This is a genomic window from Pantoea sp. CFSAN033090 (assembly GCF_001264395.1).
Lineage (GTDB): Bacteria > Pseudomonadota > Gammaproteobacteria > Enterobacterales > Enterobacteriaceae > Pantoea > Pantoea agglomerans.
The window spans coordinates 1-12,427 of record NZ_LGYX01000017.1 but is presented as its reverse complement, the minus strand read 5'-3'; the positions used below and the strand labels follow the sequence as shown (position 1 = coordinate 12,427).

General features: G+C 61.8%; 7 protein-coding genes. All 7 read left to right on the top strand.

The window, feature by feature from the left end; all coding sequences use genetic code 11:
* The first annotated feature begins 130 nt into the window (after window positions 1–130).
* The 7 genes from AFL22_RS15655 to cobA all read left to right on the top strand — a co-directional run bounded on the left by AFL22_RS15655 (window position 131) and on the right by cobA (window position 12,070).
* Entirely contained in the window at window positions 131–1,345 is a 1,215-nt protein-coding gene (locus AFL22_RS15655; protein WP_010245817.1) for a nitrate regulatory protein, read from the top strand.
* Window positions 1,346–1,607: 262 nt separating this feature from the next.
* The gene (locus AFL22_RS15650; protein ID WP_010245814.1) at window positions 1,608–2,858 is read left to right on the top strand and encodes a CmpA/NrtA family ABC transporter substrate-binding protein; all 1,251 of its coding nucleotides are present in this window, start codon (window positions 1,608–1,610) and stop codon (window positions 2,856–2,858) included.
* A gap of 11 nt (window positions 2,859–2,869) precedes the next feature.
* Window positions 2,870–3,742, top strand: coding sequence for a nitrate ABC transporter permease (gene ntrB / locus AFL22_RS15645; RefSeq protein WP_010245811.1), 873 nt, complete (start codon window positions 2,870–2,872; stop codon window positions 3,740–3,742).
* Window positions 3,743–3,752: 10 nt separating this feature from the next.
* Window positions 3,753–4,541, top strand: a complete 789-nt coding sequence (locus AFL22_RS15640; protein WP_010245808.1) for an ABC transporter ATP-binding protein — start codon at window positions 3,753–3,755, stop codon at window positions 4,539–4,541.
* A 10-nt stretch (window positions 4,542–4,551) separates the two neighbouring features.
* Window positions 4,552–8,616 carry a nitrite reductase large subunit NirB gene (nirB, locus tag AFL22_RS15635; RefSeq protein ID WP_072123931.1) on the top strand — a complete coding sequence of 1,355 codons (4,065 nt, stop codon included), beginning with the start codon at window positions 4,552–4,554 and terminating at the stop codon, window positions 8,614–8,616.
* Window positions 8,613–11,231: a nitrate reductase gene (locus AFL22_RS15630; RefSeq protein ID WP_010245802.1), complete on the top strand. Its 2,619-nt coding sequence runs from the start codon at window positions 8,613–8,615 to the stop codon at window positions 11,229–11,231. The genes nirB and AFL22_RS15630 overlap by 4 nt, the downstream gene beginning before the upstream one ends.
* Complete coding sequence (gene cobA / locus AFL22_RS15625) at window positions 11,231–12,070, top strand: uroporphyrinogen-III C-methyltransferase (RefSeq protein ID WP_010670001.1); 840 nt, start codon at window positions 11,231–11,233, stop codon at window positions 12,068–12,070. The genes AFL22_RS15630 and cobA overlap by 1 nt, the downstream gene beginning before the upstream one ends.
* Window positions 12,071–12,427: the final 357 nt, after the last annotated feature.

The following is a 12,427-nucleotide window of genomic DNA, read 5'->3' as shown; positions in this document are numbered from 1 at the left end:
GAAAAAATTTATCAGTTTGCGTTAAGAAACTTATCAAAATCAGATTTTACGCCCCTGCTCAGACCCTCTTTTTTCAGGAAAGCGGCACGACTTTTGCTTCTGAAAGGTTTTAACCGCACTGAGGTGAGCAATGAGGGACGCCCTGACCTGGCTGCAGGCATCACGCGCGAGCGATATCGCCAGCCTGCAACGTCTTCTGGAAACCGGCGAGCTGATGGCTGCCGTCAGTGAACTGGTCCATCGGTTGCAGCGGGAACGTGGCGCAAACAATCTCTGGATCTGCTCTGACGGAGCGCTGTTCAGCGCCGAACGTCATGCCCGCCAGCAGGAGGTCAGCGCCGGCCTGGAGCATTTTTATCAGGCGCTGCCGGCCGCCATAGCGCAGCCCGGCTACAGCCGCTTCTGCAACCTGATTGCCGCTGCCCTGCAGGCGCTGGCCGGACTGCCTGCGCTGCGCCAGCAAATCAGCCAGCGTGAGCTTGATCAGGCCGCGGCGATGGCCGCCTTTAACCAGGTTATCCGTACTTTACTCAATCTGGTGTTTGAGGCGGCCGACACCGCCAGCTATCCCGGCATCTCCCGTGCACTGATCGCCCTGTTCAGTTTTATGCAGGGCAAAGAACTGGCCGGGCAGGAGCGGGCCATCGGCTCAGCCGGCTTTGCGGCGCGTCAGTTCACCCCCGACCAGCGCAGCCAGATGGTCGCCCTGATTGCGGCACAGGAGCAGAGCTTTATCACCTTCCGGGAGTTTGCTGACAGCGCCGCGTGTGAATCCTGGCAGCCGCTGGCTCAGGCCAGCCGCGACATCGAACGCCTTCGTCGCATCGCCTGCACCGGCGGCCGTTGTGATGAGACCGGCGCGCTGCACTGGTTTTCCCTGCTCTCTGAGCGGCTGGATCAGATGAAAATGCTGGAGGATGCCCTGACGGCGACATTGATGCAGCGCTGCCGGGCTGCCATTGATCAGGCACAACAGCAGGCGGCAGGAACAGTGGTGCAGGGCGACAGCAATTTTTCGCTTTACGTCTCCGGGGCGGACTGGCTGCCTGGCGCGGCGGCGCTCGACAGCGACGGTCTGGCCCCGCAGCTGGGGCGCTCGGTGCTATCGCTGATTGGCGAACAGTCGCAGCGTTTGCAGCAGCAGGCGGATGAACTGGCGGCGATGCGCGCCTCACTGGACGAGCGGCGGGTGATCGATCAGGCCAAACACTGGCTGATGCAGCAGCAGGGTTTCACAGAAGAGGCCGCCTGGCAGGCATTACGCAAAAGTGCGATGAATCAGAATAAGCGGGTACTGGAGATCGCGCAGGCGGTACTGGCGGTAGCGAAGACCCTGAGCAACTAACCCGGATGAGGTAGCTGCACAACCTTTGTGCGTGATCTGCGTCAGAAACGTGCAAAAACGGTTAATTTTTCAACAGTGCGTCACCGCAGATCGGCATTAAGGCTGTTTCGGCGATCTGGCACATCCTTTGCTTAATCCCTATAGAGAGTACGCATTGCTCCCGCCAATGGCGGTGGGGTCAGTGCTTTGGATAAAGGCGTCCATCCGCAGGCTTCGGCTTGTCGGAGGACGCCTTTTTTTATTTCTGTTCAGGGGCAACAAGATGAGCAAAACGCCATTTTCACTGACACGACGTCAGGCGCTGATCTCCGGCGCCGCGCTGGGTGCGGCCTGGATCGTTCCGGGATTACGAAATGCGGTCTGGGCAGCGGGATCAGATGCGCCAGAAAAAGCGCAGGTGCGGGTCGGCTTTATCCCGCTCACTGACTGCGCGCCGGTGGTGATGGCCTCTGTGAAAGGCTTCGACAAAAAGTATGGTCTCACATTGCAGGTCAGCAAAGAGGCGAGCTGGGCGGCGGTGCGCGACAAACTGACCTCCGGTGAGCTGGATGCGGCGCATGTGCTCTACGGCATGATCTACGCCCTGCAACTGGGCGTAGCGGGTCCGCAGCACGACATGGCGAACCTGATGACGCTCAACCATAACGGCCAGGCGATCACCCTGTCGAACCAGCTGAAAGCCAGTGGGGTCACCGATGCGGCCAGCCTGAAAAAGGCCATTGATGGCAGCGCCAAAGGCAGCTTTACCTTCGCCCATACCTTTCCGACCAGCACCCATGCCATGTGGCTCTATTACTGGCTCGCCAATGCGGGCATCCACCCGTTTGATGACGTGCGCACCGTGGTTGTGCCGCCGCCGCAGATGGTGATGAACATGAAAATTGGCAACATGAGCGGCTTCTGCGTTGGTGAGCCGTGGAACCAGCGCGCCATCAGCGACAACATCGGTTTTACCGCCGCCACCAGCCAGCAGATCTGGCCGGAGCATCCGGAAAAAGTGCTCGGCACCCGCGCAGAGTGGGTGAAAGAGAACCCCAACACGGCCCGTGCACTCACCGCCGCTGTGCTGGAGGCCGCGCGCTGGATTGATGCCTCGGACGACAACCGCCGCGAAACCGCGCAGGTTTTAGCCGGCCGCGCCTGGATCAATACCAAAGTGGAGACGTTACAGGGTCGGATGCTCGGTCAGTATCAGAACGGCCTGGGGCAGTCGTGGCAGGACGCTCACCCGATGCGCTTCTTTGACAACGGCAACGTCAGTTTTCCCTGGCTCTCAGACGGCATGTGGTTCCTGACCCAGATGAAACGCTGGGGCCTGCTTGCCAGCGATCCCGACTACCTCGCGGTGGCGCGCCAGATCAACCGCATCGACATCTACAAACAGGCCGCCAGCGCAGTCGGACAGGTTGCACTGCCCGCCAGTGAAATGCGCAGCAGTACCTTCATCGACGGCAAGGTCTGGGATGGCAGCGATCCTGCCGCCTATGCCGCCAGTTTCGCTATCAAACGTTAAGAGAGGTTGCTATGAAAACTGACGCGCGCGCCCTGGCGCAGCCGGTGCAGAGTCACAACAGTGCCACCGTTATTCCGTTACAGGTCACCCCGAAAGCCGCAGCCCGTCCGGCGCGTCTGCGTCCGCTGTTGCAGCGCGCCATTCCCGCCACCGGTGGCCTGTTATTAATGCTGCTGGTGTGGCAGATCGCGGCGCTGTCGCAACCGGGTTTCCCTTCGCCTTACGCCACCTGGCAGGCCGCTCAGGTCCTGTTCGCTGACCCGTTCTACAGCAACGGCCCCAACGATCAGGGCATCGGCTGGAACGTGCTGGCGTCGCTGCAACGCGTCGGCATTGGATTCGGCCTGGCCGCGCTGGTCGGCATTCCGGCGGGCTTTTTAATCGGTCGCTTTAGCTTTATGGCGCAGATGTTCAATCCCGTCATCGCCCTGCTGCGGCCGGTGAGTCCGCTGGCCTGGCTGCCGATTGGCCTGCTGCTGTTTCAGCGCGCCGAGCCTGCCGCCAGCTGGACCATTTTTATCTGTTCGATCTGGCCAATGATCATTAACACCGCCGAAGGGGTACAGCGTATTCCGCAGGATTACCTCAACGTGGCGCGGGTGTTACAGCTTTCTGAGTGGACGGTGATGCGCCGGATCCTGCTGCCCGCCGTGCTGCCCGCGGTGCTGACCGGGGTCCGTCTCTCTATCGGCATCGCCTGGCTGGTGATCGTCGCCGCCGAAATGCTGACCGGCGGACTGGGCATCGGCTTCTGGATCTGGAATGAGTGGAACAACCTCAACGTGGAAAATATTCTGGTCGCCATTCTGGTCATCGGCGTAATCGGGCTGCTGCTGGAACAGGGGCTGATGCTGCTGGTCCGTCGTTTTAGCTGGGATAAATAAGGAGAGCACGATGCAACAGATCATTCGCGTCCAGCAGGTCAGCCAGCGTTTTGCCACCGCCAGCGGCGAGTTTCTGGCGCTGGACAATGTCAGTTTTGATATTCACGAAGGGGAAACCCTGAGCCTGATCGGCCACTCCGGCTGCGGCAAATCGACGCTGCTGAACCTGATTGCCGGTTTAACCCGGCCCAGCAGCGGCGTGCTGCTGTGTGATAACCGCGAAATCACTGGCCCCGGTCCGGAGCGCGCGGTGGTGTTTCAGAACCATTCGCTGCTGCCGTGGCTGACGGCATTTCAGAATGTCGAGCTGGCGGTGCAACAGGTGTTTAAAGGGCGCTTCAGCAAAGCGGAGATGCGTGACTGGATCGAGCACAACCTTAACCGGGTGCAGATGAGCCATGCCATGCACAAGCGGCCCGGCGAAATATCCGGCGGTATGAAGCAACGCGTCGGTATTGCGCGGGCGCTGGCGATGAAGCCACGCGTGCTGCTGCTGGATGAGCCGTTTGGCGCGCTGGACGCCTTAACCCGCGCTCATCTGCAGGACAGCGTGATGCGCATTCAGCAGGAGCTGAACACCACCATCGTGCTGATTACCCATGACGTGGATGAAGCCGTGCTGCTGTCAGACCGGGTGCTGATGATGACTAATGGCCCGGCGGCGCAGGTTGGCGAGATCCTCACTGTCGATCTGCCACGTCCGCGTTCACGGGTGGCGCTGGCGGATGAGCCGCGCTACCACCAGTTGCGACAGAAAGTGCTGCATTTCCTCTATGAAAAACAGACCACTGCGGCGTAAGGAACAGACCATGAAGCAACGGTTGCTGGTGATAGGTAATGGCATGGCGGGAATGCAGATGGTGGAGAGCCTGCTGCAACGTGCACCGCAGCGCTTCGCCATCACGGTCATTGGCCGCGAGCCGCACGGCAATTACAACCGTGTGCTGCTCTCGCCGGTGCTGGCGGGTGAAACGCCGTTCAGTGAAACGCTGATCCACGATCGCGACTGGTATGAGCGGCACGGCGTCACGCTGCTATCCGGCGAAACCGTGCTGCAGGTCGATCTGGCGGCACGTACAGTGCAGACCGATTATCGCCAGCTGGGCTGGGATCGGCTGGTGTTTGCCACCGGTTCACAGCCCCGTTTGCCCGCCATTCCCGGCATCAACGCGGATTGCGTACTGGGTTTTCGCAGTATCGCCGACGTCCGGCAACTCCTGGCGTGCCAGGGACCGGTGGTGGTGTTGGGCGGTGGTTTTCTCGGCATTGAAGCGGCGGCGGCACTCTGTGCCCGTGGGCGTGAGGTTACGCTGGTTCATCACAAACCCTGGCTGCTGGATCGCCAGCTGGATGCAAAGGCGGGCGAGCTGTTGCTGACGGCACTCCAGCAGCGCGGTATCCGCTGCGTGCTGAACAGCGGACTCACGGCGATTGACGAGGCGGGTGTGACGCTGACCAGCGGTCGTCACTGCGCCGCCACGCAGGTGGTGATTGCCATCGGCGTTCAGCCGGAGATAACGCTGGCGCAGGCAGCGGGTCTGCCGTGTCAGCGCGGCATTCTGGTCGATGGGCAGTTACGCACAGCGGTCCCGTCGGTGTACGCCGTAGGCGAGTGCTGCGAAATTGCCGGCGAAACCTTTGGCCTGGTCGCACCCTGCCTGACGCAGGCGCAGATTCTGGCCGCACAGCTGGCGGGGTCGCCACTGGCGGATTTTGTCAGCCAGCCGCAGGCGACGCGGCTCAAAGTCAGTGGCATTTCGCTGTTCAGCGCCGGGGATGTCAGTGAGGCACCCTCCATCAGCAGTTTTGATCCGATCTCCGGCGACTACCGCCGTCTGTTTCTTCGTCAGGGCCGCCTCTGTGGCGTATTGCTCTCTGGCGACACCCGGCAGGGTCCCGCGCTGCTGGCGCGTCTGCTGCACACCGAAGCTGTCACGCTCGAAGCCCTGTTCGATTCCCGTCAACCTGAACCGCAGCCGCAGGCTGCAGAGAGTCCTGAGATGAGTAAACCGGTATTAGCCGTGGTGGGTCACGGCATGGTCAGTCACCACTTTCTTGAACAGCTGGTTGCCCGCGAACTGCATCAGCACTACCACATCGTGGTTTACGGCGAGGAGCGTCAGCAGGCTTACGATCGGGTGCATCTGTCGGACTATTTCAACGGCAAAACGGCCGACGATCTGTCGCTGGTCAGCGCGGACTTTTTTACCCTGCACGGCATCGAACTGCGCAGCGGCTGCGCAGTCGTAGCGATCGATCGTCAGCAGCGCAGTCTGCGTGACAGCGCGGGCAATGAGCTGGCGTGGGATAAGCTGGTGCTGGCTACCGGCTCGCGTGCTTTTGTACCGCCGGTACCGGGCCACGACGACGAACGCTGCTTTGTCTACCGCACGCTGGATGACCTTGATGCCATTGCTGCCTGCGCCCGCAATAGCCAGCGCGGCATCGTGATTGGCGGCGGCCTGCTGGGTCTGGAGGCGGCGAATGCGCTGCAGCAGCTCGGGCTGGAAACGCATGTGGTGGAGTTTGCGCCACGCCTGATGGCAGTGCAGCTCGATGAGGGCGGGGCGCTGATGCTGCGCCAGAAGATCGATGCGCTGGGCGTCACGGTTCACACCTCAAAACAGACCGAACTGATTGAGCGTCAGACCAACGGTAGCGTGGTGCTGCGCTTTGCTGACGGCAGCAGTTTACCCGGCGATCTGGTGCTGTTCTCCGCCGGTATCCGGCCGCGCGATGAGCTGGCACGTGAAGCGGGCCTGACGCTGGGACCGCGCGGCGGCATTGAGATTAACGATCGCTGCCAGACCAGCGATGAAGAGGTGTTTGCCATTGGTGAATGCGCATTGTGGAACGGTCAGATCTTCGGTCTGGTCGCGCCAGGCTATCAGATGGCACGCGTGCTGGCCGGGCATCTGGCGGCTGAATCCACCGCCTTCAGCGGCGCGGACATGAGTACCAGACTGAAACTGCTGGGGGTGGAGGTGGCGTCGTTTGGTGACGCGCATGGCCGCACGCCGGGCAGTCAGCACTATCACTGGACCGACGGGCCAAAAGGCATCTACAAGAAAATCGTGGTTTCTGCCGACAGCACCCGGCTGCTGGGCGGCGTGCTGGTCGGTGACAGCAGCGACTACGCCACGCTGCTGCAGATGATGCTCAATGAGTTACCGCTGCCTGCCGCGCCAGAAAGCCTTATCCTGCCTGCGCTGTCGGAGGCGCCGAAAGCGCCAGGCGTCGCGGCGTTGCCTGACAGCGCCCAGGTCTGCTCCTGTCACAACGTCAGCAAGGGCGAAATCTGCGCGGCGGTGAAAGGCGGATGCGGTGAGATGAGCAGCATCAAAAGCTGCACCAAAGCGGCTACGGGCTGCGGCGGCTGTGCGGCACTGGTAAAACAGGTGATGGAGTTTGAGCTGGAAAACCTCGGTGTCGAGGTAAAAAAAGATATCTGTGAACATTTCAGCTATTCGCGCCAGGAACTTTATCACCTGGTGCGGGCCGGTGAGTTCAGAACCTTTGATGCGCTGCTGACGTCACATGGTCGGGGGCAGGGTTGTGAAGTGTGCAAACCGCTGGTGGCGTCACTGCTCGCCTCATGCTGGAACGACTATCTGCTAAAACCGGCGCATCTGCCGTTGCAGGACACCAACGACCGCTATTTCGCCAATATCCAGAAAGATGGCACCTATTCGGTGGTGCCGCGCGTCCCGGCGGGCGAAATCACGCCGCAGGGGTTGATCGCGATTGGCGAGGTGGCGGCGCGTTACGATCTTTACACCAAAATCACCGGCGGTCAGCGTATCGACCTGTTTGGCGCGCGGCTCGATCAACTGCCTGATATCTGGCAGACGCTACTGGCGGCGGGTTTTGAAACCGGTCACGCCTACGGCAAGTCGCTGCGCACTGTGAAGTCCTGTGTGGGGTCGACCTGGTGCCGCTACGGCGTGCAGGATTCAACCGCTTTCGCCATTGCGCTGGAGAACCGCTACAAGGGGCTGCGCGCCCCACACAAGATCAAGATGGCGGTATCGGGCTGTACCCGCGAATGTGCGGAAGCGCAGAGCAAAGATATCGGGGTGATCGCCACGGAAAAGGGCTGGAATCTCTATGTGTGTGGCAATGGCGGCATGAAGCCGCGCCACGCCGACCTGTTCGCCAGCGATCTCGATGATGCCACGCTGCTGCGTTATGTCGACCGCCTGCTGATGTTCTATATCCGCACCGCAGACAGGCTGCAGCGCACCAGCGTCTGGATGGACAATCTGGAAGGCGGCCTGGACTATCTGCGTCAGGTGGTGATTGAGGATAGCCTCGGTCTGGGCGAGACGCTGGAGCAGGAGATGCAGCGGGTGGTGGACGCGTATCAGTGCGAGTGGCAGACCACGCTGGCGGATCCTTCACGACTTGCGCTGTTTACCCCTACGGTCAACAGCGATCGCCCGGATGAGACGCTGCACTACAGCCGGGTGCGCGGTCAGCGTCAGCCGGAGGCCGTTACCGATCGTTCGCTGTTACCGCCGCCAGCCGAGCCGTGGAGCGCGGTGTGTACACTGGAGGCGATTCCGCAGCAGGCGGGGATCGGGGCGCGACTGGGTAGCGAACGTGTTGCGCTGTTCCGCTTTGGCGATGCGCTTTTTGCGCTGGAAGACCGCGAACCCGGCAGCGACGCCAGCGTGCTCTCACGTGGGATCCTTGGCGATGTGGGCGGCGAGCCGGTGGTGATCTCCCCGCTCTATAAGCAGCGGATACGGTTGCGTGACGGACAGAGCCTGGATGACCCGCAGCATCAGCTGCGCTGCTGGCCGGTGAAGTTGGAAGCGGGTCAGATCTGGCTGGCAAATCGTCCGCTGGATCAGCTGGCGCAGGCATCATGAACAGTACCTGTCCCTATTGCGGCGTCGGCTGTGGCGTCTGCGTCACCCCGCAGGGGGCGCATCAGGCAACCGTGATCGGCGATCCGCACCATCCCGCGAATGCAGGTCGGTTGTGCGTAAAAGGCGCAGCGCTGGGCCAGACCCTGACGCCGCAAGGGCGTTTGCTGAACGCCGAGGTTAACGGCCAGCGCGTCAGCCTGGACGCTGCGCTGGATGCGGCGGCGGCGGGATTGCGGGCGGTTATCGATCAGTATGGCCCGCAGGCGGTGGCGTTTTACGGCTCCGGCCAGCTGTTGACCGAGGATTACTACGTCGCCAATAAGCTGATGAAGGGCTACATCGGTGCAGCCAACATCGATACGAATTCGCGGCTCTGCATGGCGTCGGCGGTGGTCGGTTATAAGCGGGCGCTGGGGGCCGATGCGGTGCCCTGCTGCTATGAGGATCTGGAGCAGGCCGACCTGGTGCTGCTGGTGGGGTCTAATGCTGCCTGGGCGCATCCGGTGGTGTGGCAGCGGCTGATGCAGGCGAAGCTGCAACGTCCGGCGATGTGTATTGTCGTTATCGATCCGCGGCGTACGGCGAGTTGCGATCAGGCCGATCTCCACCTGCCGTTGCGGCCCGGCAGCGATACGGCGTTGTTTTCCGGTCTGCTGCACTGGCTGGCGCAGCAGGATGGCATTGATGCCAGCATGTTGCCGCATCTGAATGGTGTGGACGAGACGCTGACCGCCGCAGCGCAGTGGGGTGTGGCGCGAGTGGCAGAGGCATGTGACTTAACCGTGCAGCAGGTCGCGCACTTTTTCCAGCTTTTCAGCCAGCACGATCGGGTGCTGACGCTATGGTGCATGGGGATTAATCAGTCCGCCACCGGCAGCGACAATAACCAGGCGATTCTTAATCTGCATCTGCTGACGGGCAAAATAGGCCGCGCGGGCTGTGGTCCTTTTTCGCTGACCGGACAGCCAAATGCCATGGGCGGACGGGAGGTGGGTGGCCTGGCGAATCAGCTGGCGGCGCATATGAATTTTACTGAAGCGGATTGCGAACGGGTGCAGCGTTTCTGGCGCAGTCCGGCCATTGCCCGGGAACCGGGACTGACTGCACTGGATCTTTTCCGGGCACTGGCGGATGGCACGGTGAAAGCAGTGTGGATTATGGGCACCAATCCGGCGGTGTCGATGCCTGAGGGCAACCGCGTCGCGCAGGCGCTGGCGGCCTGTCCGCTGGTGATTGTATCAGATGTGATGGCGCAGACCGATACCAGCGCCTTTGCCAATATTCTGCTGCCCGCCCAGGGGTGGGGCGAGAAGAACGGCACGGTGACCAATTCCGAGCGGCGTATTTCACGTCAGCGCGCTTTTGCCGCCGCACCCGGTGACGCCCGGCCTGACTGGTGGTTGCTGTCGCAGGTGGCCAGGCGTTTAGGGTTTGATGAAGGCTTTAACTGGCAGCATCCGGCAGAGATTTTCCGTGAGCATGCGGCGTTGTCAGGTTTCGAGAACCGGGGCGCCAGGGCGTTTGATATCAGCGGCCTGGCGCAATTGAGTAATGCTGACTGGGATGCGCTGCGTCCGGTGCAGTGGCCGGTTAACGCGGCCTGTCCGCAGGGCTGCGCCCGGCTGTTTGGCAATCGTCGGTTTTTTCATCCGGATGGTAAGGCCCGGTTGCGGGTGCCGGCCACGCCGGTTGTCGCCCCGCGCGAACCGGCGTATCCGTTGTTGATGAATACCGGACGGGTGCGCGATCAGTGGCACACCATGACGCGTACCGGGCTGGTGCCGCGTCTGATGCAGCATTGCGATGAACCGTTTGTCGCGCTGCATCCGGCGGATGCGGCAACGTATGGCGTGACGGCGGGCGGACTGGCGCGGGTGCAGTCTGTTCAGGGCTGGATTAGCGTGCGGGTGCGTGTCGATGCCGGGATGCGGCGCGGCGAGCTGTTTGTGCCGATGCACTGGAACCGGCAGTTCAGTCAGCAGAGTCACGTCGATTTACTGGTGGCCGCCCGCGCCTGTCCGTTTTCGGGGCAGCCCGCGCTGAAGCAGACGTCGGTGCGGATTCTGCCGTTGAGGGTGAGCTGGCAGGGCTGGCTATGGCAGCGCGAGATAGCGCAGCCCACAGGGTTGCGTTACTGGGCGCGTACCCCCTATCCGGCGGTGCAGCGTTATGCGGTGGCGGGCGAGGGCTCGCCGCAGGTCTGGCTGGACGGGCAGGTTGTTCTTTCAGGCTGTCACAGGCAGGTTGCGACCGGCAGCGGCAATGATTACCGGTTGCTGGCATGGCGTGACGGCGAGTTGCAGCTGGCGTTTTATGCCGGCTCCGTGTTGCCGTCGATTGATAGTGCGTGGGTCGCCGAGGCCTTTAGTCATGCGCCGCAGGATGCGGCAGGGCGGCACAGTGTACTGGCAGGACAGCCCGCGCAGGGCGCGGCCACGGGACGGATTATTTGCAGTTGTATGGCGGTGGGTGAGCAGACGATTTTACAGGCGGTGGCGCAGGGGTGTCGTACAACTCAGGCGTTGGGCGAAAAGCTAAAGTGCGGCACGCAGTGCGGCTCCTGTATTCCGGAGCTGAAGCAGTTGTTGCTGTCCGAAGTGATGTCGGAGGAATGATGACACGAGCAATTGATTCTCTGGATAAGTTACTGGCCCCGGTGGATGCCGTGTCGCAACAGGGCGCGGTGTGGCTGGTGGGTGCGGGCCCTGGCGATGTGGAACTGCTGACCGTTAAGGCGTTGCGGTTGCTGCAGCGTGCTGAGGTGGTGGTATATGACCGGCTGGTGAGTGACGCGGTGATGGCGGAGGTGCCGGAGCAGGCGTTGTGTATTGATGTGGGTAAGCAGCCGGGGCAGCATGGTCTGAAGCAGGCGCAGATTAATCAGTTGCTGGTGGAACTGGCGCGCAGTGGACGCAATGTAATCCGGCTGAAGGGGGGCGATCCGTTTGTTTTTGGTCGCGGAGGCGAGGAGATGGTGAGCGTGCAGCAGGCCGGGATTCGCTGTGAGGTCGTGCCAGGGATTACGGCGGCTGTGGGCTGTGCGGCAGCCAGCGGAATTCCGTTGACGCATCGGGATTGCGCGCAGTCTTTGCGGTTGATTACCGGGCATGGGCGGAACGGCGAGCCGCAGCTGGAGGCGGCTGCGCTGACGGCGGTGAATCAGACGCTGGTGTTTTATATGGGGTTGAGCTGGAGTGCGTCGATCAGTGCGCAGTTGCAGGCGCAGGGACGTGATGCGGAGACGCCGGTGGCGATTATTGAGAATGGGACCCGGCCCGATCAGCGGGTGTTGATTACCACGCTGGGGGGATTAGCGGAGACGGTGGCGCGGGATAAGCCGGTGTCTCCGTCGTTGCTGATGGTGGGTGAAGTGGTGCGGTTTTATCGGGCGGATTTGCAGGTGCGGGGTGGGGAGACGGTGAGCCGGTGCGTCGTGCAGGAAAGACCTGCCTGATCGCAAAGGGATCCCGCATCCCTGCGGACTGAGCTCGCCATCCCTGGCTCGCACACTTTGCTCTTCAGGCAGGGCTTACCTCCACTGTTGGCATTGGTGCGGGGTTTTGCGGGATCAGGTCTGGATTGAGTGGGCGTATGTCTTGGTGGTAAGGCCGGAACGGTGCGGCAAGACGGTGCGGCGTGCAGGAAAGGCCTGCCTGATCGCAAAGGGATCACGCATCCCTGCAGACTGGGCTCGCCATCCCTGGCTCGCACACTTTGCTCTTCAGGCAGGCCCTTCCTGCCCGGCTGGCGGCGGTGCGGTTTTTTTTGGGATCAGATCTGGATTGAGTGCGGTTGATGAGAGTTGGAGGGG